22 protein-coding genes are annotated in these 21476 nt (G+C 67.1%); 9 read left to right on the forward strand and 13 right to left on the reverse strand.

Features of this window, described 5'->3' with window-relative positions:
* The first annotated feature begins 34 nt into the window (after positions 1 to 34).
* Together M4J39_RS12030 and M4J39_RS12035 are read left to right on the forward strand one after the other, a co-directional pair.
* Positions 35 to 1024: a methyl-accepting chemotaxis protein gene (locus tag M4J39_RS12030; protein ID WP_251728155.1), complete on the forward strand. Its 990-nt coding sequence runs from the start codon at positions 35 to 37 to the stop codon at positions 1022 to 1024.
* A gap of 34 nt (positions 1025 to 1058) precedes the next feature.
* On the forward strand, positions 1059 to 1469 hold the full coding sequence (locus M4J39_RS12035) for a bacteriohemerythrin (RefSeq protein WP_251728156.1): 411 nt from the start codon (positions 1059 to 1061) through the stop codon (positions 1467 to 1469).
* A 126-nt stretch (positions 1470 to 1595) separates the two neighbouring features.
* Here the strand turns inward: M4J39_RS12035 and cueR are convergent, their stop codons facing one another.
* Together cueR and M4J39_RS12045 are read right to left on the reverse strand one after the other, a co-directional pair.
* Positions 1596 to 2036 carry a Cu(I)-responsive transcriptional regulator gene (gene cueR / locus M4J39_RS12040; RefSeq protein ID WP_251728158.1) on the reverse strand — a complete coding sequence of 147 codons (441 nt, stop codon included), beginning with the start codon at positions 2034 to 2036 and terminating at the stop codon, positions 1596 to 1598.
* 463 nt (positions 2037 to 2499) lie between these two features.
* On the reverse strand, positions 2500 to 4995 hold the full coding sequence (locus M4J39_RS12045) for a heavy metal translocating P-type ATPase (protein ID WP_251728160.1): 2496 nt from the start codon (positions 4993 to 4995) through the stop codon (positions 2500 to 2502).
* 176 nt (positions 4996 to 5171) lie between these two features.
* Between M4J39_RS12045 and M4J39_RS12050 the strand changes: the two genes are divergently transcribed.
* Both M4J39_RS12050 and M4J39_RS12055 read left to right on the forward strand, forming a co-directional pair.
* The gene (locus M4J39_RS12050) at positions 5172 to 5363 is read left to right on the forward strand and encodes a heavy-metal-associated domain-containing protein (protein WP_251728162.1); all 192 of its coding nucleotides are present in this window, start codon (positions 5172 to 5174) and stop codon (positions 5361 to 5363) included.
* A 167-nt stretch (positions 5364 to 5530) separates the two neighbouring features.
* The gene (locus M4J39_RS12055; RefSeq protein ID WP_251728163.1) at positions 5531 to 6280 is read left to right on the forward strand and encodes a gamma-glutamylcyclotransferase; all 750 of its coding nucleotides are present in this window, start codon (positions 5531 to 5533) and stop codon (positions 6278 to 6280) included.
* Here the strand turns inward: M4J39_RS12055 and ftrA are convergent.
* Entirely contained in the window at positions 6261 to 7298 is a 1038-nt protein-coding gene (gene ftrA, locus M4J39_RS12060) for a transcriptional regulator FtrA (protein WP_251728165.1), read from the reverse strand. The genes M4J39_RS12055 and ftrA overlap by 20 nt on opposite strands.
* A 68-nt stretch (positions 7299 to 7366) precedes the next feature.
* Between ftrA and M4J39_RS12065 the strand changes: the two genes are divergently transcribed.
* Positions 7367 to 7765, forward strand: a complete 399-nt coding sequence (locus tag M4J39_RS12065) for a rhodanese-like domain-containing protein (protein WP_251728167.1) — start codon at positions 7367 to 7369, stop codon at positions 7763 to 7765.
* Between the two features lie 5 nt (positions 7766 to 7770).
* On the opposite strand, the gene M4J39_RS12070 is transcribed toward M4J39_RS12065, so the two are convergent.
* The 5 genes from M4J39_RS12070 to M4J39_RS12090 all read right to left on the reverse strand — a co-directional run bounded on the left by M4J39_RS12070 (position 7771) and on the right by M4J39_RS12090 (position 12835).
* Entirely contained in the window at positions 7771 to 10056 is a 2286-nt protein-coding gene (locus M4J39_RS12070; protein ID WP_251728169.1) for a heavy metal translocating P-type ATPase, read from the reverse strand.
* Positions 10057 to 10133: 77 nt separating this feature from the next.
* A complete protein-coding gene (locus M4J39_RS12075) occupies positions 10134 to 11171 on the reverse strand; it encodes a L,D-transpeptidase family protein (RefSeq protein WP_251728170.1) in 1038 nt (345 codons plus the stop codon).
* 115 nt (positions 11172 to 11286) lie between these two features.
* The gene (locus tag M4J39_RS12080; protein ID WP_251728173.1) at positions 11287 to 11580 is read right to left on the reverse strand and encodes a HigA family addiction module antitoxin; all 294 of its coding nucleotides are present in this window, start codon (positions 11578 to 11580) and stop codon (positions 11287 to 11289) included.
* Positions 11581 to 11623: 43 nt separating this feature from the next.
* Entirely contained in the window at positions 11624 to 12007 is a 384-nt protein-coding gene (locus tag M4J39_RS12085; RefSeq protein WP_251728179.1) for a type II toxin-antitoxin system HicB family antitoxin, read from the reverse strand.
* Positions 12008 to 12205: 198 nt separating this feature from the next.
* Positions 12206 to 12835, reverse strand: a complete 630-nt coding sequence (locus M4J39_RS12090) for a TetR/AcrR family transcriptional regulator (RefSeq protein ID WP_251728180.1) — start codon at positions 12833 to 12835, stop codon at positions 12206 to 12208.
* Positions 12836 to 12920: 85 nt separating this feature from the next.
* Between M4J39_RS12090 and gap the strand changes: the two genes are divergently transcribed.
* Positions 12921 to 13922: a type I glyceraldehyde-3-phosphate dehydrogenase gene (gene gap / locus M4J39_RS12095; protein WP_251728182.1), complete on the forward strand. Its 1002-nt coding sequence runs from the start codon at positions 12921 to 12923 to the stop codon at positions 13920 to 13922.
* 623 nt (positions 13923 to 14545) lie between these two features.
* On the forward strand, positions 14546 to 15403 hold the full coding sequence (locus M4J39_RS12100; RefSeq protein WP_251728184.1) for an NAD(P)H-binding protein: 858 nt from the start codon (positions 14546 to 14548) through the stop codon (positions 15401 to 15403).
* Positions 15404 to 15676: 273 nt separating this feature from the next.
* Here the strand turns inward: M4J39_RS12100 and M4J39_RS12105 are convergent, their stop codons facing one another.
* Positions 15677 to 16327 (reverse strand): TetR/AcrR family transcriptional regulator, encoded by a 651-nt coding sequence (locus M4J39_RS12105; protein ID WP_251728186.1) that lies wholly within the window; start codon positions 16325 to 16327, stop codon positions 15677 to 15679.
* Between the two features lie 295 nt (positions 16328 to 16622).
* Here M4J39_RS12105 and M4J39_RS12110 point away from each other — a divergent pair, with 295 nt between their 5' ends.
* Positions 16623 to 17855: an HlyD family secretion protein gene (locus M4J39_RS12110; protein ID WP_251728188.1), complete on the forward strand. Its 1233-nt coding sequence runs from the start codon at positions 16623 to 16625 to the stop codon at positions 17853 to 17855.
* 115 nt (positions 17856 to 17970) lie between these two features.
* On the forward strand, positions 17971 to 19536 hold the full coding sequence (locus tag M4J39_RS12115; RefSeq protein ID WP_251728190.1) for a DHA2 family efflux MFS transporter permease subunit: 1566 nt from the start codon (positions 17971 to 17973) through the stop codon (positions 19534 to 19536).
* 65 nt (positions 19537 to 19601) lie between these two features.
* Here the strand turns inward: M4J39_RS12115 and M4J39_RS12120 are convergent, their stop codons facing one another.
* The 4 genes from M4J39_RS12120 to M4J39_RS12135 all read right to left on the reverse strand — a co-directional run bounded on the left by M4J39_RS12120 (position 19602) and on the right by M4J39_RS12135 (position 21358).
* Entirely contained in the window at positions 19602 to 20018 is a 417-nt protein-coding gene (locus M4J39_RS12120; protein ID WP_251728191.1) for a carboxymuconolactone decarboxylase family protein, read from the reverse strand.
* Complete coding sequence (locus tag M4J39_RS12125) at positions 19954 to 20382, reverse strand: MerR family transcriptional regulator (protein WP_251728193.1); 429 nt, start codon at positions 20380 to 20382, stop codon at positions 19954 to 19956. The genes M4J39_RS12120 and M4J39_RS12125 overlap by 65 nt, the downstream gene beginning before the upstream one ends.
* Positions 20383 to 20549: 167 nt before the next feature.
* Complete coding sequence (locus M4J39_RS12130; RefSeq protein ID WP_251728195.1) at positions 20550 to 20756, reverse strand: hypothetical protein; 207 nt, start codon at positions 20754 to 20756, stop codon at positions 20550 to 20552.
* A gap of 32 nt (positions 20757 to 20788) precedes the next feature.
* Entirely contained in the window at positions 20789 to 21358 is a 570-nt protein-coding gene (locus M4J39_RS12135) for a dienelactone hydrolase family protein (protein ID WP_251728197.1), read from the reverse strand.
* Positions 21359 to 21476: the final 118 nt, after the last annotated feature.

The following is a 21476-nucleotide window of genomic DNA, read 5'->3' on the forward strand; positions in this document are numbered from 1 at the left end:
GGCTCTCTGTGCTTTGACGCTTGTCGGAGCCGATTTGTTTTTTCACAGCGTCTACCTGACGACTGGCGCCCTGGCTTTCACCTCGCTGGCCTGTTGGGGAAGCTTTTTCCCCTTGCCTCAGCCGGTGTCGCAGGCCGTGCCCGACAGGACGGAAGACCCGTCCGACGCCGCTGCCGCAACCGCCCCGCAGGAAGAACCGGTGGCGGCCGATGATGCCCCTGCCGCTCCGCCGATCGATGACGCTAACCGGCCGGCCGTCGCGGCCATCACCGATGACATGCAGACCCTGATCGGCTTCATCAACTCCTGGGGAATGTCCCACATGGAAGTCGGCTTTCGGGCCATGTCCGCCGACAACGCCGCCGAACAGGTCAGCTCCAGCGTTTCCGCGGTGGCAGCCGCAGCGGAAGAGATGAGTTCCTCGATCGAGGAGATCGCCCGACAGGCCAGCGCTTCGGTCGACATCACGCGATCGGCAAGTGACAAGGTCGCGTTCGCCAACCAGACCATCCAGTCGATGGTGGACGCCGGCAACGGCATCAAGCCGGTGGTGGCCCTGATCAATGCCATTGCTCGCCAGACCAACCTTCTGGCGCTCAATGCGACCATCGAGGCGGCCAGGGCCGGCGAGTTCGGCAAGGGCTTCGCCGTCGTCGCCGCCGAGGTCAAGGATCTGGCAACGCAGACGTCCAGGGCGACGGAAGAGATCAACCTCAGCATTGAGAAGATTGTCGCGATCAGCGACCAGGCCGGCGCCGCCACCTCGGAACTGGCGGCAATCGTGGCCAGGATCGCCGAAGCCGAACTGGTGATCGCGTCGGCCGTGGATGAACAGACGGCCGTCACGCGCGAGATTTCCAGCAGCGCCAGTCAGATTGCCGGTCGGGCCGGCGAGATTTCCGGCCTGATCAGCGAGATCTCCAAGGCCGCCGACACCAGTGGCGAACAGTGCATCAATCTTGGCCAGCAGGCGAGCGACCTGGGCTCCCGGCTGACCGAAGTCGTCGGTCGGATGACGGCCTGAACGGTTCGTCGGACCGAGCAAGGGGGAAAGCCAAATGCCCATCATGGAATGGAACGAGAAACTGAGCGTCGGCGTTGCCAGCCTGGACAACGACCACAAGAAACTCGTGGCTCTGGTCAACGAGCTTTACGACGCCATCCAGGCCGGCAAAGGCGCCGACAAGCTGGGGCCGGTTCTCGACAGCCTGATCTCCTACACGGTCTTCCACTTCCAGAACGAGGAGAAGTTCTTCGCCCAGACCGGCTATCCGGCCTCGGCCGCTCACAAGCAGGAGCACGAGGCGCTGACCAAGCAGGCCGTGGCCATTCAGACCAAGTTCAAGTCGGGTGCAGCGGGCACGCTGACGCTGGAAGTCATGAACTTCCTGCGCAACTGGTTGATCAATCACATCCAGGGCAGCGACAAGAAATACGGCCCGCATCTCAACGCTCAGGGCATCAAGTAAGCGGCTCTTCAGCCGGCGAACCTCAGGTCTTCGTCTGACGACCCAGTGTTTCATTTTGGCCGGCGAAGGCCCTTGCCGGCCAGAAACGTCTGTTCGAGCGGCGGAGCAAAGGCCAGCTCCGACCGCTTACCCCGCCACCGCCCCTCTGCGCGGCTGGATCGACAGGTCCTCGTCGTCGGCATCGCTGCTCAGCCGTTCGAGGATCGGGCACTGCGGCCGGTCGTCGCCGTGGCAGGCGCAGACCAGCTGGGACAGCGTGTTGGTCATGTCCTGCATGGCGGCGATCCGCCTGTTGAGATCGTCGATGTGGTTCTGGGCCAGCCGCTTCACCTCGGCGCTGGCCCGCCCCTCGTCGCGCCAGAGGTCGAGCAGTTCGGCAATCTCGGCGACGGAAAAGCCCAGGTCGCGCGACCGGCGGATGAAGCGCAGCATGTGCACGTCGGTGTCCGAATAGTCGCGATAGCCCGACTGCCGCCGGTCGGCCTTGGGGATCAGCCCGGTCTGCTCGTAGTAACGGATCATCTTGGCCGACACGCCGGAAGCCTTGGCCGCCTGTCCGATATTCATCTGCCCTCTCCTTGTTACGTCTCGAACCGCTTCTGTCCGGGCGCCGACCGGTCAGGCCGAAACCAACTTGAGCTCTATGGCATGCACACATCTCCAGTGTGCCTATTCTTGGTGCGGGAAAAACCAAAGGGCGAAGGCTTGATATCAGGTTCGCCTTTCCCACGTCCCCATCGTTGCACACTGCATCCATGGGCGCTCTATATCAGCGTTGCTCCCCTTCCGGCCTGAGGTCCTCGCCTGCGCAAGGATGACAATCTATATATATGTTTTTATTGTATAATTCTGTCATCCCCGCGCAGGCGGGGACCTCAGGCCGCATAGGGCGAGGGGGGTGATATCAGGCGCCCTCTTTCATAGGTTCCTATCATTGCGCGCTGCATCCATGGGTACGCTCTTGGCGATGTGTGCATGCCGTAGCGTCTGAGCTGGATGAGTCCGGATCAAACGCTACGGGTATCAAGTCTCAAACCGCGAAGCGACGCAGCCTCAGGGCGTTGCCGAGCACGAACACGCTGGAGAGCGCCATGGCGCCGGCCGCGAACACCGGCGACAGCAGGATGCCGAAGGCGGGATAGAGCGCGCCGGCCGCCAGCGGGATCAGCGCCGTGTTGTAGGCGAAGGCCCAGAACAGGTTCTGGCGGATGTTGCCGATGGTCGCCTTGGACAGCGCGATGGCGTTGGGCACGCCTTGCAGGCTGCCCGACATCAGCACCACGTCGGCCGCCTCGATGGCGACATCGGTGCCCGTTCCGATGGCGAGGCCGACATCCGCCTCGGCCAGCGCCGGCGCGTCGTTGATGCCGTCGCCGACGAAGGCCAGCGTGCCCTCGGCCTTGAGCCGGCGCACCGCCTCCACCTTGCCGTCCGGCAACACCTCGGCCACCACCTCGTCGATGCCGAGGCGGGCGGCGATGGCCTTGGCCGTCAGCGCGTTGTCGCCGGTGATCATCGCCACCTTGAGGCCAAGGTCGTGCAGCGCGGCGATGGCGGCCGGCGTCGCCGGCTTGATCGGGTCGGCCACGGCGACGATGGCCGCCAGCTTGCCGTCGATGGCCGCGTAGAGCGGCGACTTGCCCTCGCCGGCCAGCCTTCGGGCCACATCGGCGAAGCCCGACACGTCCAAGCCCAGCTGAACCATGTAGCGGTCGGCGCCCAGTTCGACGCGCTGGCCGCCGGCCACCGCCGTCACGCCCAGCCCGGTCACCGAGCCGAAGTCGCTCACCTGGGGCAACTCCAGCCCCTCGGCCTCGGCCGCAGCGACGATGGCGCGGGCGATCGGATGCTCGGACTTGCTCTCGGCCGCCGCCACCAGCGCCAGCACCGCCGGGCGATCGAAGCCCTCGGCCAGTTCCAGGTCGGTCAGTGCCGGCTTGCCCTCGGTCAGCGTGCCGGTCTTGTCGACAGCCACCACCTTGGCGTCTCTCAGAAGCTGCAAGGCCTCTCCCCGGCGGAACAGCACGCCGAGTTCGGCGCCCCGGCCGGTGCCGACCATGATCGAGGTCGGCGTCGCCAGCCCCATGGCGCAGGGGCAGGCGATGATCAGCACCGCCACCGCGTTGATCAGCGCGAAGGTCAAGGGCGACGACGGCGCCAGCATCAGCCAGACCGCGAAGGTCAGCGCCGCCACGGCGAACACCGCCGGCACGAACCACATGGTGATGCGGTCGACCATGGCCTGGATCGGCAGCTTGGAGCCCTGCGCCTCCTCGACCATGCGGATGATCTGCGACAGCACGGTGTCGCCACCCACCGCCGTGGCGCGGAAGGCGAAGGCGCCCGTCTGGTTGACGGTGCCGCCCACCACCTTGCCGCCGGCGGTCTTGGCCACCGGGATCGGCTCGCCGGTGATCATCGACTCGTCGACGAAGCTGTCGCCTTCGATCACCTCGCCATCGACGGGTACCCGCTCGCCGGGCCGCACCTCGACGACGTCGCCGGCCGCCACCGAGGCGATGGGAAGATCGGTCACCTTGCCGTCGCGACGCACGTGCGCCGTCTTGACCTGAAGGCCGACGAGGCGGCGGATCGCCTCGGAGGTGCGCCCCTTGGCGCGCGCTTCCAGCAAGCGGCCGAGCAGGATCAGCGTGACGATGACCGCCGCCGCCTCGTAATAGACGTTGAGCGTGCCTGACGGCAGCAGGCCGGGGGCGAAGGTCGCCACCAGCGAATAGCCGTAGGCGGCGAGCGAGCCCACCGCCACCAGCGAGTTCATGTCGGGCGCCAGACGCCAGAGCGCCGGCAGTCCCTTGGCGTAGAAGCGCCGGCCAGGACCGAACATCACCAGCGTCGTCAGCACGAACTGCAGATACCAGCTGCCCTGCATGCCCAGGGTGTCGGCGATCAGCATGTGCATGCCGGAGAACAGGTGCGAGCCCATTTCCATGACGAACACCGGCGCCGTCAGCACCGCCGCAACGATCAGGTCGCGGGCCAGCGCCCGCCGCTCGGCGTCCTTCCGGTCGGCCCGTTCGGCATCCTCGGCAAGGCTGTCGGCGACACTCGCCGCCTCGATCAGCCGGGCGTCATAGCCGGCCGTCTCCACCGCCTCGACCAGCGCCGCCGCCTCGGCCGTGCCGCGAATGGTGGCGCGCTCGGTCGCAAGATTGACGACGGCCTCGTCGACCCCCGGCACCGCCTTGAGCGCCCGCTCGACCCGGCCGACGCAAGAGGCGCACGTCATGCCCTCCACAGTCAGCTCGACGCGGGCCTCCGTCGCCGGGGCCGCCGGCACCTCGTAGCCGGCCATCTCCACGGCATCGACCAGCCTGGCGCGGTCGACCTCGCCGTTGGTGGTGATGCTCGCCCGCTCCGTCGCCAGGTTGACCGACACCGTCTCGACGCCCGGCACCGCCTTGAGCACGCGCTCGACGCGGCCGACGCAGGAGGCGCAGGTCATGCCCCCGATAGGCAGAGAGATCTGGCTGGACGACGATGAAGTGGTGCGGGCGGGGGCATTCATGGCCGCTTCCTTCTGTTCCTGACTGTTCATCCCCGGAAGATGGGGCTTCCAACCATGGGAAGGTCAAGCCCCTTCTCACATGGGGCCGATAAAAGCCAACGGCAAGCCAGGCCCCTTGACCTTCCAACGCTTGGAAGCCCTATCTCACGATCATTCAACCCCAAGGAGGCCCCACGATGTACCAGTTCACCATTCCCAACATGGCCTGCGGCGGCTGCGCCCGCTCGGTCACCAAGGCGCTTCAGGGCGTCGATGCCGACGCCAAGATCGAGGCCGACCCCACCGTCCACCGGGTCAGCGTCGAAAGCCCGGCCAGCGAGGCCGCCCTGCGCGCAGCCCTCACCGCCGCCGGCTATCCGGCCAGCTGAGCCACCCAACGAGGAGGAAAAGCCCGGAAGGCGGCGCTCACCGCTGCCTTTCGCGGCGACAACAAATCCATCGTTGCGCTCCGGTGCGCAAACGGGTCTGATTGGCGGCCATCGACCTGGTGGAGCGACGGGCGCGCCACCGGTCCGTCGCGCAACGAGGAGACCGCATGCCGCCTGCCCGCCGGATGATGCTTACGGAAGAGCTGGTCGCCAGAACCCTGAGAACCGAGGTCGACCCTGGTCCGGACGCCGACGAGGTGCTGCTGGGCGACGACGCGTTTGTCGCCGAGGCGGCGCGGCTCGACGCCGAAGCCGGCGACGAACTCTGGATCTTCGCCTATGGCTCATTGATCTGGAAACCGGTTTTCGAACCCGAGGAGACCCGGCTCGCCGTCGCCCACGGCTGGCATCGCTCGTTCTGCATCCCGCTGCGGCGATGGCGCGGAACCCCATCCGGGCCGGGCCTGATGATGGCCTTGCAGCGCGGCGGCAACTGCAAGGGCGTCGCCTTCCGCGTCCGCCACGAAGACAGGCTGGCGGCATTGACCGAACTCTTGCGGCGCGAGGTGGACACCCCGGAAAACTTGCGCTTCGCCCGCTGGATCACCTGCGTGATCGACGGGCGGAAGGTCCGAACACTGTGCTTCTGGGTCGCGCCGACCGGGCGCTATGTCGTCGCCAAGCAATCCCTTGAACAGGTGGCCGAAACGCTTGCGCGCGCCTGCGGCCATGTGGGCTCCGGCGCCGAGTATCTCCGCAACACTGTCGCCCATCTCGAACAGCTCGGCATCCACGACCGCAACCTCTGGCGCCTCCAGGAACTGGTGGCGCACCGCCTCGGCGCGGAGGTTCCGGACTCGCAGGCGCCATCCGAAGCCGTGTCCTTGCCGGCGCCGGCTAGACGGAAACAGGCCTGACGTCGCCCACCCCTCGCTCCACCTTCATAAACCGCGACCGATACTCCGTCGGCGTGAGACCCACCTTCCTGCGGAAGTGATGGCGGAGCGCGTGGGCGCTGCCGAAGCCGACGGCGGCGGCCACGCTGTCGATGGCGAGGTCGCCCGACGACAGCAGGCTTTTCGCCGCCTCGACGCGCTCGGAGATCAGCCAGTCGCCGGGGCTCATGCCGGTGGCTTCCTGGAAGCGGCGCAGGAAGGTGCGAAGGCTCATCCGGCACGCCTTGGCCATCGCCTCGGTGGTCCAGTCGCGGCCGAGCGTCTCGCGCATCCGGTCGAGCAGCGGCGCCACCTCGCCGGTGGGGCGGGCCGGCACCGGCCGCTCGAGGAACTGCGCCTGCCCGCCGGAGCGATGGGCTGGCACCACCAGCCGCCGCGCCACCGAGTTGGCAGCCTCCGCCCCGAAATCCCGCCGCACGATCTCGATCAGGAGATCGATGCCCGCCGCGCTACCGGCCGAGGTGAACACGCCGTCATGCTCGCGATAGAGCGAGGCGGCGTCCACCGTGACGGCCGGAAAGCGCCGCTGCAACGCCTCCGCATAACGCCAGTGGGTGGAGACGGTGCCGCCATCGAGAAGGCCGGTCGCCGCCAGCACGAAGGCGCCCGAGCAGATCGAGACGAGCCGCGCGCCGCGCCCATGCGCCGCCCTGAGCCGTGCGCACAGCGCCTCCGGCACCGGCGCGTCGGCGCCCTTCCAGCCGGGCACGACGATGATGTCGGCCTGATCGATCGCCTCCGGCCCTTCGTCGGGCATGATGGTGAAGCCGCCGTGCGCCCGGAGCGGACCGGGCTCGATGGCCGCGCTCAGGAAGCGGTACCAGCCCGGCCCCATCTCCGGCCGATAGAGGCCGAACACCTCGGCGACGATGCCGAATTCGAAGGTGCAGAGCCCGTCGTAGAGCAGCGCCACGGCGAGCGGTCCTTGAGTTGCCGGGTGGGACATGTCGTTTGGCATGATCTTTACGTACAATGTCATCCGCGCCAATTGCAAGCGCGCGCGTCCAACAGCAAGATCCTGCCATCACCAGGATGCAGGAGAATTCAATGACATCAGCGGTCACCGCCATTCCCGCCGCGCCGAGCGACATCGCCCGCGAGCACTTCGCCGCCGAGTTCACCTTCGAGACCGACTGCTACGACGTGCATGAGGCGCTGTCTAAGGGCGCCGACTTCGTGCTGCTCGACGTGCGCGGCCCCGCCCTCTACGCCAAGGGGCACGTGCCCGGCGCCATCAACCTGCCGCACGGCAAGATCATCCGCTCCAAGCTCACGGAGTGGCCGGAGGAGACGCTGTTCGTCACCTATTGCGCCGGCCCGCACTGCAACGGCGCCGCCCGCGGCGCCCTCCGCCTCGCCGACCTCGGCCGCCCCGTCAAGATCATGGCCGGCGGCCTCACCGGCTGGATCGACGAAGGCTTCGAGCTAGCCGTCGGCGACGCCTGACGGCCTCACCCCTTTGTCGGCGCCAACAGCCTCAACGCATTCATGGTCACCAGAACCGTCGCGCCGGTGTCGGCCAGGATGGCGGGCCAGAGGCCGGTGATGCCGGCGATGGTGGTGACCAGGAACACCGCCTTGAGACCGAGGGCGATGGTGATGTTCTGGCCGATGTTGGCCATGGTGCGCTTCGACAGGGCGATCATGGCGGCGATATCGCCGACGCGGCCGTGCAGGCTGGCGGCGTCGGCGGTTTCCAGCGCCACGTCGGTGCCGCCACCCATGGCGATGCCGACGTCGGCCGCCGCCAGCGCCGGGGCGTCGTTGATGCCGTCGCCCACCTTGGCCACCTTGAGGCCCTGCGCCTTGAGTTCGCCGACGATGCGCTGCTTGTCCTCGGGCAGCAGCTCGGCGCGAACCTCGATGCCCAGCTGTCGGCCGATCGCCTCGGCGGTGCGGCGGTTGTCGCCGGTTAGCATCACCGTGCGGATGCCGTGGTCGGCCAGTGCCTTGAGGCCGGCCGCCGCATCGGCGCGCGGCTCGTCGCGCATGGCGAGGATGCCGGCCACGGCGTTTCCGGTCACCAGCACCGACACGGTCTTGCCCTCGTCGTTGAAGGCGGTGATGCGCTCCGACTGCTCGTCGCTGAGGGCAACGCGCTCGGCCGCCGCCTTGGGCGAGGCCAGCAGGATCTCCGCGCCCTCAACGAGGCCGGTCACGCCCTTGCCGCCCAGCGCCTTGGCCTCATTGGCCGGCGGCACGTCGGCGCCGTCCTTGGCGGCGCGATCGAGGATCGCCTTGGCCAGCGGATGGCTGGAGCCGGTCTCCAGCGCGGCGGCGAGCCTGATGACCTCGGCCTCCGGCCGGCCATAGGCGACGACGTCGGTCACCACCGGCCTGCCCTCGGTCAGCGTGCCCGTCTTGTCGAGCGCGACGGCCGTCACCTTGCCGACGGTTTCCAGCACGGCACCGCCCTTCAGCAGCAGGCCCCGCCGGGCGCCCGACGACAGAGACGCGGCGATGGCGGCCGGCGTCGAGATGACCAGCGCACAGGGGCAGCCGATCAGGAGGATGGCGAGGCCCTTGTAGATCCATTCGTCCCAGGCGCCGCCGAACAGCAGCGGCGGCAACACGGCCACCAGCGCGCCGACGGCGACGACGCCCGGCGTGTAGTAGCGCGAGAAGCGATCGATGAAGCGCTCGGTCGGCGCCTTGGATTCCTGCGCTTCCTCCACCAGCTTGACCACCCGAGCGATGGTGTTGTCGGCCGCCGCCGCCGTCACCTTGACGCGCAGCGCCGCCTCGCCGTTCACCGTGCCGGCGTAGACGGAGGCGTCGACGCCCTTCACCACCGGCGTGCTCTCGCCGGTCACCGGCGCCTCGTCGACCGAGCTTTCGCCCGAGAGGATGATGCCGTCGGCGGGAATGCGGTCGCCCGGTCTGACGAGAATGGTGGCGCCGACCGCCAGGCTCTCGGCCGGAACCTCGGTGGTCTTGCCGCCCTTTTCGAGCAGCGCCGTCTTCGGCACCAGCTTGGAGAGCGACTGGATGCTCGCCCTGGCTCTGCCGGCCGCCACGCCCTCCAGCAGTTCGCCGATCAGGAACAGGAAGACGACGGTCGCCGCCTCCTCGCTCGCCCCGATGATCACCGCGCCGACGGCGGCGATGGTCATCAGCATTTCGATGGAAAAGGGCGTGCCGACCAGCGCGGCCATGATGGCGCGGCGGGCGATCGGCACCAGACCGACCAGCATCGCCACCGCGAAGATCCATTCCTCATAGACCGGGAACAGGTGCCCGAGCCCCCAGGCGACGGCCAGCGCCGCGCCGGCCATGATGGTGAGCCGCCCCTTGGCCGATTGCCACCACGGGCCGGTCATCGGGCCATGGTCGTGGCCGTGCAGGCCGGGAACCTCGTCGGCGGCGCCGTGGGCATGATCGTGATCGTGACCGTGCGCATCATGATCGTGCCCCTCATGGTCATGGCCGTGATGATCATCATCGCCGTGGTCATGATCATGATGGCAGCAACCGCAGGCCTTCTCTTCCGCTTCGGGCTTGGGTGCGGCGGGCGCGAGCGGCGCGATCTGATAGCCGAGGCCGGAGACGCGCTTGGTGATGGCCGACGCCAGCGCCTCGTCGCCATTGTGGTGAACGGTCATGGTGCCGGAGGTGACGGACACCGAAACGTCGGCGACGCCCGGCAGGCGGCGCACCGCCGTATCGATCTTCTGCGCGCAGGAAGCGCAATCCATGCCGCCGACGCGGTACCGGTCCTGCTGGGTTGCCTCGGTCATGACATCACTCCGATTCTCATGATCGAAGTGCTACAACCTCTAGCGACTATAGGAGCAAGAGCCTTTTTTCGCCCACGTCAGGACGACGGTCCGCCGGCGCCGACCGTCAATCGCGCCGGCAGATCGGGCGTGTAGGGGTCGGCCAGCGCCGCGTCGGGCTGGCTGACCGGCGTCTTCTCCGACGTCATCTTGGACAGCTTCTTGGCGCCCTTGTCCTGCAGGATGGCGCGGAAGGCCGGGTGCATGCCGCCGTCGACGTAGCTCATGGCCGGCATGGCCGGGTTGGCGGCGGCGATGGCGGCGGCGGCGGCATCGTCCCTGGCCGCCTTGGCGGCGACGGCGGCCGACAGCTCGGCGTCAACCTGAAGCGGCGGACAGGGCGCGAGCGGGTCGACGGAGCCGTCGACGTTGTCCGCGTTGAACACGTAGCGACCGCCGCAATAGCCGACGCGCGGCGCCTTTCGCGTCAGTTCGAAAGCGTCGCTGCCTTCCTTGAGGTTGCGCCAGAAGGGCATGTTGGGGTCGTTGCGGTGCAGCGCCAGGTTGGCCGGCGTCATGCGGAAGGGCAGCGCCTCCACCTGGAAGGCCGGCTGGCCGCCCCGGAAGGCCTCGCGCGCCAGGGCGTAGATCTCGAAGGCGGCGTTGTCGGTCACCGCGTAGCAGCCGCGCGACGAGCAGGCGCCGTGGATCATCAGCGCCGAGCCCTCATAGCCGAGCGCCGCCTCCAGCCGGTTGGGGAAGCCGAGGTTGAAGGACAGGTAGTAGCGGCTGTCCGGGTTCATCTGGCGCTGGGCGATGGAGTAGAAGCCCTCCGGCGTCTGGCGATCGCCCTCCGTCGTCTTCGGACCCAGCTTTCCCGACCAGCGACAGATCGGATAGGTCTTGAGCAGCGCATAGCGGCCGGTGCGGTCCATCTTCCACAGTTCGAGCTCGCTCTCCTGCTTGAACACGCGGATCAGGATGGGCGAGGCGGCGCCCAGCCCCTTGGCGTTCATTTCCGAAAGAAGCTTGGGCGGGATAGGCCGCTCCGACCGCTTGAGGTCGTCGCCGAACAGCGCGCAGCCCGAAAGGGCCGCCGTGGCAAGAAGAGCAAACGCGACCGAACGCAACGTCACCGAACAAACCTTTCCTGAGGGCAGGAGCCCCCGCCCATCGCGAATGGCGCTAACGCATCCGCCCGTGATTTGGCAACCGGCCCTGCCCCGGCATGAGGCGGGCCGGCCTCACAAGTCAGGCCGCCTCGCACGGCCGGATGAGGTCGAGCGCCTCGGCCATGTCCTCGGCGGCAGCCGAGAGATCGTATTTCGACTGCATGGTCATGAACCACTGCGGATCGAAGGCAAGGTAGCGGCCGAGCCTCAGGGCGATGCTGGCCGACATGCCCTGCCGGCCGTTGCAGATCTCGCCCATCAGGCTGCTGGAAACGCCGATCGCCTCGGCCAGCGCGGGAATCGATATCCCCATCGGCTTGAGGAACTCATCCCTGAGGACAATGCCGGGATGCAGCGACAGATCGCGTGACATGGTCGTGGCCTCCTGAATGATCGTCGATGACGGAGAGAGGCACTTACACTTTCAGGCTGGCGCGAATGGCCTCGGCGATCTTTTCGGACCGGGTGACGCCGGCCGTCCTTGCGGCGCGGTCCAGCGCGGCGAGCAGGTGCTCGTTGAGCGTGATCTGCACCGGCACCGGCTTGCCGGGCATCTCCACCGGCACGGCGGCGATGATCGCCTCGTGAAGCTCCTGCGTGCGGCGGATGTCGTCGAGCGTGCGCAGGATCGGCATCTTGTGCTCGTCGAGGTTCTTCACGTGGGCAGCCAGCGCCACGGCGGCCCGGGCGATCGCATCGTTGAGGTTGGTAGCCGCCGAATGGCAATCGGGAAAGTCCGGAAAGGACACGCCAAAACTGCGGTTGTCTTCTTCGTGAATGAGCGCGACGGCGTAGGCCATGTGAGCCTCCTGGCTCGGATGCTGAAACGAAAGGGAAGTCCCCGAAGGGAGGGCGTCCGGGCACGAGGAGCCATTCGAGCAGGGCTCCCTCGCGAGCCGAGGTCCCCGGACCGATCACGGCGCGCCAAGCATCGGCCCGGGACGGTTGACGGTCGCAAAAGATGGTAAACGAAACCTTAATATGACGCGAGGACTCATTTAATTCGGGCGTGCAGCACCCGCCGCTCGCAGCGCCAGCGTCACATGCGCGCGCGCGATGGCCTGAAGCTCCGGCCTAGGCGTGCCGGCGCGCGCCCTCAGCGCCAGGCTGTGCTGGAGCGCCGCCAGCATGGCCGCGAGGCCCCTGATGTCAGCGCCCGGCGCAATCTCGCCCGCCTCGGCCGCCATCGTCATCCGCTTGAGGAACAGCGCGTCGGTCTTGCCCACGGCGGCCGAAAGCTCCGCCCCGATCTCCGGATCGGCCGCCGCCTCGCCGGAGATGACGCTCAGCACCGGACAGCCGAGCGGCTCGCCTTCCTTCGATACGTAGGCGGCGACGATCTCGCCGAAGTAGGCCTCGAGGCCCTTGTCGAGCACCGGTTCCTCGAACAGGGCGCGCCGCCGCCGCTCGGCCGACTCCTCGGCATATTGGCGGACGGCCTTGCGATAGATCTCCAGCTTGTTGCCGAAGGCGGCATAGAGACTCGGCCGCGCCATCTTCGTGGCGTCCGACAGGTGGTCGAGCGAGGTGGCGGTATAGCCGCGCCGGCGGAACTCGTCGAGGGCGGCCGCCAGGGCCTCCTCGGGGTCATAGGCGCGGGGACGGCCACGGGCGGGTTTGGCTGTCATTTTGTACCACTTCGCAAAAAATTAATCGACGCTCCATTTTATGCGACCTAGTATGAAAATGTGAGAGGAAAAATGGAGAACAACGATGGCTGACAAGATTCGCATTGGCATCAACGGGTTCGGCCGCATCGGCCGCATGGTTTTCCGCGCCGCGCGGGACAGGAGCGATCTGGAAGTGGTCGCCGTGAACGACCTCCTGCCCATCGACCACCTCGCCTATCTCCTGAAATACGACAGCGTGCACGGCGCCTTCCCCGGGAAGGTGGAGACGGCGGAGGGCGCCCTCATCGTCGACGGCCGGAAGGTGGTCGCCTTCGAGGAGAAGGACCCGGCCGCCATCGCCTGGGCCGATGCCGGCGTCGACCTGGTCATCGAATCCACCGGCCGCTTCCTCACCCTCGACAGCACCGAGGGGCACATCAGGGCCGGCGCCAAGAAGGTGGTGATCTCGGGTCCGCCCACCGACGCCACGCCGGTGTTCGTCATGGGCGTCAACGCCGACGCCTATGCCGGCGAGACCATCGTCTCCAACGCCTCCTGCACCACCAACTGCGTGGCGCCGCTGGCCAAGCTGATGGACGACCTCTACGGCCTCGAAGAGGCGCTGATGCTGACCGTCCACGCCGTCACCGCCAGCCAGAATCCGGTCGACGGCGTGGCGCGCAAGGATTGGCGCTTCGGCCGCGGCATCTTGGGCAACATCATCCCCGCCACCACCGGCGCGGCGCGCATGGTCGGCAAGGTCATTCCCTCGCTGAACGGCCGCATCAACGGCATGGCCGTGCGCGTGCCGGTGGCCGACGTGTCGATGGTCGACCTCACCTGCCGCCTCCGCACCAAGGTCTCCTACGCCGAGATCTGCGAAGCGATCCGCGACGCCTCGGCCGGCGCCTATCGCGGCGTCCTCGAATACTGCGACGACGCCGTCGTCTCCACCGACCTCCGGGGCAACCCCCACAGCTCCATCTTCGACGCCAAGGCCGGCATGCAGACCTCCGAGGGCCTGACCAAGCTGATCGCCTGGTACGACAACGAGTGGGGCTACTCCTGCCGCTGCCTCGATCTGGCGGCACACATGATGCGGTAAGAACAAATCTGGGGCGGACTTCCTCATTGAAGGGAGCCCGATCCCACACGCACCGCCCTTTCCTGCCTGAGATCCTCTGCCTTCGCAGAGGAGGACAGCTTGATAATGAGGATCGCGAGCGGCCCACACGTTTCTTCATATCTATAATTCTGCCTTCCTCTGCGCAGGCAGAGGATCTCGGGCAGAAAGGGACGCGACGCCGATATCATGCTCCGCATGAAGGGCTCCAAGGGGCTGAAGCTAAACTCGCTCGGGTGCGGCAGATGGCTACCGGGTCGAGAACGTCAAGCGCCCCAAAGCCAAGCCATCCGCCCGAAGAGTTGCAGACCTTTGGGATCGGAAGGATGCCCGCTTCCGTAGAACGTTGGCTCTGGCCTTGAGGCTGACGTTCGACCTCGATGAGGCTAAGCGGGCCACTTGCTATGACGATGATCGTCGTTTCTCCTGCCACTGCCTCGATCTGGCAGTATGAATGACATTCCATCGGCACCCGGACTCCCAGAGAAGCCGATTTATCCTCGGTGCGCGACAAGGCGGACCGAGCAGAAGGCGCGCAACTATGCTGCCATAAATTGGCAGCAATTGACGATAGTGTGGCCTCCATCAATTCAGGAGACACGCAAATGTATGTCGTCATGGGAGCAACCGGGAACGTCGGCGGCGCGGTCGCCGACGCGCTGCTGGCGAGGGGAGAGGCGGTGACCGTCCTGACCCGCCGACCAGAGCACGCAACGGCCTGGCGCGACAAGGGCGCCCGGATCGTTCAGGCCGACGCCGAGGACGTCGCCTCGCTCAAGGCGGCCTTTCGCATTGGCAAGCGGGCCTTTCTGCTCAATCCGCCCGCCGACCCGACCGGCGACACCGACAGCACGGAGCGCCGGACCATCGCCAACATCCTGGCAGCGCTCGACGGTTCAGGGCTGGAAAAGGTCGTCGCGGTGTCGACCTATGGCGCGCAGCCCGGCGAGAGCATCGGCGACCTGGGAACGCTGTGGGCGCTGGAGGAGGGATTGCAGCGCCAGTCCATTCCCGCCGCCATCAACCGTGGCGCCTACTACATGACCAACTGGATCGGGCTTGCCGAAATCGTTCGGCAGTCGGGCAGCCTGCCGAGCATGTTCCCGGCCGACATGCCCATCCCCATGGTCGCACCGCGCGATCTCGGCGAGGCGGCCGCCGACCGGCTCGTCAGCCGGTTGGACGATGTCGGCGTCGTCTATGTCGAGGGGTCCGCACCCTACACGCCGCGAGACGTCGCCGACGCCTTCGCCGCCGCCCTTGGCCGGGAGATCGGGCTGGACGTGACCGGGCGCGACCGCTGGGAGGAAACCTTCCGGTCCCTGGGCTTCTCCGACGCGGCGGCGCGTTCCTACGCAGGCATGACCGCCGCCATCGTGGACAACGACTTCGACAGGCAGCAAGCGCCCCGCCGCGGCAAGGTCACCCTCTCCGACTTCGTCTCGTCCGTCCTTGCGGCTTGAACGCAGCGGATGGCAGGGAGCCCGATCCCACACGCGCCGCCCTTTCCTGCCCGAGATCCTCTGCCTTCGCAGAGGAGGACAGCTTGATAATCAGGATCGCAAGCGGCCAACACGTTGCTTCATATGCATAGTTCTGTCCTCCTCTGCGAAGGCAGAGGATCTCGGGCAGAACAAGGCGCAACGCCAATATAGGGCTCTGAGTATGTGAGGCTCCAAGGGGCTGAGCCGAAACTCGCTGGGGATGCCCGCCCCAGTAGAATTTCGGTCAGCCCGTCAGTCCTTGGCGAGGTAGTAGCTCAGGAACACGTCGAGCCCGTTGTCGACGATGCGGATGGCCTCTTCGGGCGTTGGCCGCAGCGCGGCGCCGAACAGCGCCTTCTTCATCACCTCGGAGGTGCACAGCGCGATGAAGTGGTGGGCGGCGACGGTGGGGTCGCAGGGCCTCAGGCGGCCGTCGGCCACGGCCTCGCCGAACACCTCGGTCAGCCGCGTGGTGCCGCGCTCGGCGCCGGCCCGGAAGAACAGGGCGCCGACGGCGGGGAACTTTTCCACCGCTCCCACCACCATGCGGATCGACGACATGTGGTTCTCGCCGGTGAGCAGCTCGTTGAAGCTGAGGGCGAAGGCGCGCAGGTTGTCGCGGAAGCTTTCGGCCGCCGGCTGGAAGGCGTCGAGCGCGGCGGCCAGTTCCCGCTTTTCGTCGGCGATCAGCTGCTCGAACAGCTCGTCCTTGTTGGTGAAGTAGACGTAGAGCGTGCCCTTGGAGACGCCGGCCGCCTTGGCGATGGCGTCCATCGAGGCGCCCTCGTAGCCCTTGGCGCGAAACACCTCACGGGCGCCATCGAGGATCTGGCGCCGTTTCTCGCTGTCGTGCCCTTCCACGCCGGCTGCCGATCCGCCGGGCTGCGCCGCTACCTTGCTCATCCACCCCTGCCCTCGCGGCGCTGATTCCGCCCGCGTCGTTCATTGTCGGCATTTGCGACCCGAGGGCCAGCCTGCCTTTTGGCGATCGGCGTTCACGGAAATCCGGCGCCACGATCACGTTTTGCTGAGACTGCCCATGAAAGGGCCAAATCGTCAACCAAGCGCCAATACTGCGATTGACCGAACGGTTCGGTCATGAGATAACACCTTTGACGCATAGGAACAACACTTAAGACTTTAGTCGCAGGGCGCCATCAGCCCGCGCCGTCCGCTCTACGGACAGATGGAGATTTCAATGGCCAAGCGCGAAACGAACGCCGCCCACGAAAGCGACGGCTCGGAAGCCACTGTCACTCAGATCCGCCCGGCCGCCGAAGCTCAGCACAAGCCCGTCGGTGAGGCGCCGCACCACGAGGCGGCCGCCAAGGCGCCGGCCGAACCGAAGAAGAAGCGCGGCATCACCGGCCGTCTGGTCCTGGTCGCCCTCCTCGGCGCCGCCGCCTGGTTCGGCGGCAAGACGGGCTATGCCTGGTGGACCGATGGCCGCTTCCTGGTCTCCACCGACGACGCCTATGTGGCCGCCGACATCACCACGCTGGCCGCCAAGGCCTCCGGCTATGTCACCGAGGTGATGGTGGCCGACAACCAGCTGGTCAAGAAGGGCGACGTTCTCGCCCGCGTCGACAGCGGCGACTACGCGCTGGCCGTCGCCCAGGCCGAGAACGCGCTCGTCGGCAACGTCGCCACCATCGCCCGCATCGACAAGCAGATCCTCGCCGGCGAGGCGCAGGTGGCGCAGGCCAAGGCCGGCGTCGCCTCGGCCGAAGCCACGCTGGAATCCAAGGACATCGACTTCGACCGCCAGTCGACGCTGGTGTCGAACAAGGTGTCGGCCCAGTCGCAGCTCGACGACGCCCGCACCGCCCGCGACGCCGCCCGCGCCGCGCTGGCCTCCGCCGAGGCCGCCGTCGCCGTGGCCGAGGCCAACATCGAGGTGCTCAGGGCGCAGAAGGCCGAGGCGGAAGCCACCGGCAAGAGCCTGCAGACCGCCCTCGACAAGGCCAACCGCGACCTGTCGTTCACCGAGATCCGCGCGCCCGTCGACGGCGTGGTCGGCAACAAGGCCTTCGAGGTCGGCACCTACGTGACGCCCGGCCAGCAGCTCGCCTCGCTGGTCGCCACCGGCAGCGCCCACATCGAGGCCAACTACAAGGAAACGCAGCTCGCCGAGCTGGTTCCCGGCGAGACCGTGCGCATCACCGTCGACGCCCTCGGCGAGGAGGAGACCATCCTCGGCAAGGTCGAGAGCCTGTCGCCGGCCACCGGTTCGGTGTTCAGCCTGCTGCCGGCCAACAACGCCACCGGCAACTTCACCAAGGTGGTGCAGCGCCTGCCGGTGCGCATCTCGGTGCCCGACGACGTCGCCTTGAGCGGCAAGCTCCGCCCCGGTCTCTCCGTGGTGGTCGCCGCCGATCCGCGCACCGCGCCGACGAACACCGAGACGGCCGCCGTCGCGCCCGCCAGCTGATACCCGGCGCCGGCCCAACCAGGCCGGTCGCCCACCTTTTTCCTGATCCGACCGGCTTGCGCGCGGGGCGCCTCCCGCCGCGCACCCTCGGCCGAAAGAGCTTTCGGTCCTCCCCATGTCCGCCATTGCCCAGGCCGGTGCCGGCCCCACCTTCACGACGCGCCGCCTGTTCACCTTCATCTGCATGGTGTTCGGCATGTTCATGGCGATCCTGGACATCCAGATCGTCTCGGCTTCGCTGTCGGAGATCCAGGCCGGCTTAGGTGCCGCCAACGACGAGATCTCCTGGGTCCAGACCTCCTATCTGATCGCCGAAGTGATCATGATCCCGCTGTCGGGCTACCTGTCGCGGATGATCTCGACGCGCTGGATGTTCACCATCGCCGCCGGCGGCTTCACCCTGGCGTCGATGATGTGCGCCTTCGCCTCCTCGATCAACGAGATGATCCTCTGGCGCGCCGTGCAGGGCTTCATCGGCGGCGGCATGATCCCCACCGTGTTCGCCTCGGCCTACACCATCTTCCCGCGCGAGAAGATGGGACTGGTGACGCCGATCATCGGCCTCGTCGCCACGCTGGCGCCCACCATCGGCCCGACGGCCGGCGGCTACCTCACCGAGATCTTCTCCTGGCACTGGCTGTTCCTGGTCAACATCATCCCCGGCATCTTCGTCACCGTGACCAGCTACTTCCTGATCGACTTCGACGAGCCGGACTTCAGCCTGTTCAAGGTGTTCGACTGGTGGGGCCTCGCCGCCATGGCCGCATTCCTCGGCTCCATGGAATACGTGCTGGAGGAAGGCCCCAGCAAGGACTGGCTGGCCGACGAGCGCATCGCCATCCTCACCGGCATCATGGTGATCGGCGGCATCGTGTTCTTCTTCCGCGCGCTGACCCGCGACAACCCGATCGTCGACCTCAAGGCCTTCGCCAACCGCAACTTCGCCTTCGGCAGCGCCTTCTCCTTCTGCCTCGGCATCGGCCTCTACGGCCTCACCTATCTCTACCCGGTCTATCTCGCCCGTATCAGGAGCTTCTCGGCCTTGCAGATCGGCGAGACCATGTTCGTCTCCGGCGTCGCCATGCTCCTGACGGCGCCCATCGCCGGCCGCCTCTCCACCAAGCTCGACCCGCGCGTCATGATGGGCATCGGCTTTGCCGGCATCGCCGTCGCCACCTGGCTCTCCACCGGATTTACCGCCGACTGGGACTTCTGGGAGCTGTTCTGGCCGCAGGTGTTCCGTGGGGTGTTCATGATGATCTGCATGATCCCCATCAACAACATCGCGCTCGGCACGCTGCCGCCGGCCGAGATGAAGAACGCCTCGGGCCTGTTCAACCTCACCCGCAACCTCGGCGGCGCCGTCGGTCTGGCCCTGATCAACCAGATCATGACCAACCGCACCGACCTGCACTTCGACCGGCTGCGCGAGGCGGTGAACATCACCAGTTCCACCGCCATGTCGACCATCGCCGGCATGGAGCACAGCCTGTCGGAACTCGGCAGCAACGCCCGCCTCGCCGCCATCTCGAAGCTGACCGGCCTTGCCCAGCAGCAGTCCTCGGTGATGGCCTTCAACGACATCTTCCTGATCCTGACGGTGCTGTTCGGCGTGCTGCTCGTCGCTCTGCCCATGGTCAAGAAACCGGCGGCACAGCGAGGCGGTGGCGGCGGGCATTGAGAGAGGCGCCCGTCAAGGGCGCACCGCTCCTGCCTTCGCCACCACCGAAGCGGTCGTTCGGCGGATTACCCCTGCCCGTCAGACGAGGGGAACCGGGCGGCGAAGACCTCCTTGGCGGCGAACAGGCCGTTGAGCGCCGCCGGAAAACCGGCATAAACGGCCATCTGCATGATGGTCTCGACGACCTCCTCCCGGCTCACGCCGACATTCAGCCCCGCCTCGATATGCACCTTCAGCTGCGGGGTGGCGGTTCCCATGGCGGTCAGCGCCGCGATGGTGGCGATCTCGCGGGCGCGCAGATCGAGGCCGGGGCGGCTGTAGATGTCGCCGAACGGAAACTCGAACACGTAGTCTGCGAAGTCGGGAGCGATATCCTGGAGCGCGGCGATCACCTTGTGCCCGGCCTCGCCGTCGATTTCAGCGAGCACCCGCTTGCCGCGGTCCAGCCGGCTTTCGCCGGCGTTCGGGGATTGGTGCGTCATGGTCGTCCTTCCTCTGTTCCTTGCCGGCATATCCGGCAATCTTGGTGTCGAGGACGAGAAGACAGGCTTCGAGCTCCGCCATATGGGCGCGGACACGCTCGCGGTGCCGTTCGAGCAACGCGCCGCGCTCCACTTCCGTGCCGGCGCCGCGCTCCCGCAAGGCCGCGTAGCGCAGCATTTCCCGAATGGGCATCCCGGTCGCCTTGAGGCGGTCGAGAAACTCTATCCAGGTCAGGATCGACGCGTCGTAGTCGCGTTGGCCCGAGCGGTCCCTGTCGGCACGGGGAAGCAGCCCGATCCGTTCGTAGTAGCGAATGGTGTAGGTCGACAGTCCCGAACGCCGTGCCAGTTCCCCGATCTTCATGGCCGCCCATCTCTCGTCATGACGCACGGGAAGCTACCGGTTAGAGCGCACTCTAAGTCAACCCACTAAATTGCACGCGCGGACGGCGGCTGTCCCCGTTTGTCTGGCGGTCTCCTGCCGCTCCCGCTGGTTGTAGGGATCGGAGAGTGCGTCGTAGAGCACCGACGTCAAGCCTTCTTGGCGTGCTTCTCCAGGAGAGCCTTGCGCCTTTGCTCCGGCGACAGCCCCTGCCGGTCGAACTCGGCAAACATGCGCTCGGAACCAAGGCTGAGCGTGATGCCCTCGACGGCGCAAATGCTAGCAAAAGCCAGCCGTCCGAGCACGATGGCCTTGTCGGCAGCGGGGGAACGGGGCTTTGGAACCGATCGTTTCATGGCACCAGCCTAGCACGGTTGACGCAGCCCGCCTAAACCTCCCCCAGGAACTTCAGCGCCCGTTTCCACGTCTCCTCCGTCGCAAGGCCGTGATGGTCGGGGAGGCTGGGGTCGGTGTAGAAGTGGCCGGCGCCGGGGTAGATGTGAAGCTCGGCGGCCATGCCGGCCAGCTCCGCCGCCATCTGCCAGCGCCTCAGCTCTTCCGGCGGCCAGAAATCGTCGTGCTCGCCGACATGCAACTGCGCCCTGAGGCCGGTAAGGTTCATGCCGGCCGGCACCTCTGCCGGGGCATGCAGCAGCAACAGGCCGGCCGTCTCCGGCCGCTCCGGCCAGACGGAGGCCACCACGCCGCAACCCATGGAAACGCCGGCGAGAACCGTCGCGGCCGGGAGTTCGGCGAGGGCGGCTTGCGCGCGCTCGCGGATGGTGTCCCAGCCGATCTCCTCGACGAGCTCCATGCCGCGGTCGACGGTCTCGGCCGTTACTCCCCCGAAGAGGTCGGGCACCATAACGCTGTGTCCGGCCGCGCGCATCCTGTCGGCGGCGGCTAGCTCCATCGGACGCAAACCGAGAACCGAATGGAAGAGGATCACCGACGCCATCTCCTGCCCTCCCCGCTTCGGCCGGAGCCGATGCTGCATCGTCGGGCGCCTGTCGGAACCCGACGCCCACACAGGGATTATGCGCGGCACCCCCTACGAGTTCCACCGCGCCATTCTG

Source organism: Pleomorphomonas sp. NRK KF1 (assembly GCF_023721755.1).
In the GTDB taxonomy this organism is placed as follows: domain Bacteria; phylum Pseudomonadota; class Alphaproteobacteria; order Rhizobiales; family Pleomorphomonadaceae; genus Pleomorphomonas.

Bases quoted from the DNA above. Each gene is read 5' to 3' on its own strand.
- M4J39_RS12110 (WP_251728188.1), top strand. From the start codon at position 16,623: ATGGCCAAGCGCGAAACGAACGCCGCCCACGAAAGCGACGGCTCGGAA.
- M4J39_RS12045 (WP_251728160.1), bottom strand. From the start codon at position 4,995: ATGAATGCCCCCGCCCGCACCACTTCATCGTCGTCCAGCCAGATCTCT.
- M4J39_RS12050 (WP_251728162.1), top strand. From the start codon at position 5,172: ATGTACCAGTTCACCATTCCCAACATGGCCTGCGGCGGCTGCGCCCGC.
- M4J39_RS12065 (WP_251728167.1), top strand. From the start codon at position 7,367: ATGACATCAGCGGTCACCGCCATTCCCGCCGCGCCGAGCGACATCGCC.
- ftrA (WP_251728165.1), bottom strand. From the start codon at position 7,298: ATGACATTGTACGTAAAGATCATGCCAAACGACATGTCCCACCCGGCA.
- M4J39_RS12055 (WP_251728163.1), top strand. From the start codon at position 5,531: ATGCCGCCTGCCCGCCGGATGATGCTTACGGAAGAGCTGGTCGCCAGA.
- M4J39_RS12125 (WP_251728193.1), bottom strand. From the start codon at position 20,382: ATGAAGATCGGGGAACTGGCACGGCGTTCGGGACTGTCGACCTACACC.
- cueR (WP_251728158.1), bottom strand. From the start codon at position 2,036: ATGAATATCGGACAGGCGGCCAAGGCTTCCGGCGTGTCGGCCAAGATG.
- M4J39_RS12105 (WP_251728186.1), bottom strand. From the start codon at position 16,327: ATGAGCAAGGTAGCGGCGCAGCCCGGCGGATCGGCAGCCGGCGTGGAA.
- M4J39_RS12130 (WP_251728195.1), bottom strand. From the start codon at position 20,756: ATGAAACGATCGGTTCCAAAGCCCCGTTCCCCCGCTGCCGACAAGGCC.
- M4J39_RS12135 (WP_251728197.1), bottom strand. From the start codon at position 21,358: ATGGCGTCGGTGATCCTCTTCCATTCGGTTCTCGGTTTGCGTCCGATG.
- M4J39_RS12120 (WP_251728191.1), bottom strand. From the start codon at position 20,018: ATGACGCACCAATCCCCGAACGCCGGCGAAAGCCGGCTGGACCGCGGC.
- M4J39_RS12080 (WP_251728173.1), bottom strand. From the start codon at position 11,580: ATGTCACGCGATCTGTCGCTGCATCCCGGCATTGTCCTCAGGGATGAG.
- M4J39_RS12115 (WP_251728190.1), top strand. From the start codon at position 17,971: ATGTCCGCCATTGCCCAGGCCGGTGCCGGCCCCACCTTCACGACGCGC.
- M4J39_RS12100 (WP_251728184.1), top strand. From the start codon at position 14,546: ATGTATGTCGTCATGGGAGCAACCGGGAACGTCGGCGGCGCGGTCGCC.
- gap (WP_251728182.1), top strand. From the start codon at position 12,921: ATGGCTGACAAGATTCGCATTGGCATCAACGGGTTCGGCCGCATCGGC.
- M4J39_RS12090 (WP_251728180.1), bottom strand. From the start codon at position 12,835: ATGACAGCCAAACCCGCCCGTGGCCGTCCCCGCGCCTATGACCCCGAG.
- M4J39_RS12070 (WP_251728169.1), bottom strand. From the start codon at position 10,056: ATGACCGAGGCAACCCAGCAGGACCGGTACCGCGTCGGCGGCATGGAT.
- M4J39_RS12035 (WP_251728156.1), top strand. From the start codon at position 1,059: ATGCCCATCATGGAATGGAACGAGAAACTGAGCGTCGGCGTTGCCAGC.
- M4J39_RS12085 (WP_251728179.1), bottom strand. From the start codon at position 12,007: ATGGCCTACGCCGTCGCGCTCATTCACGAAGAAGACAACCGCAGTTTT.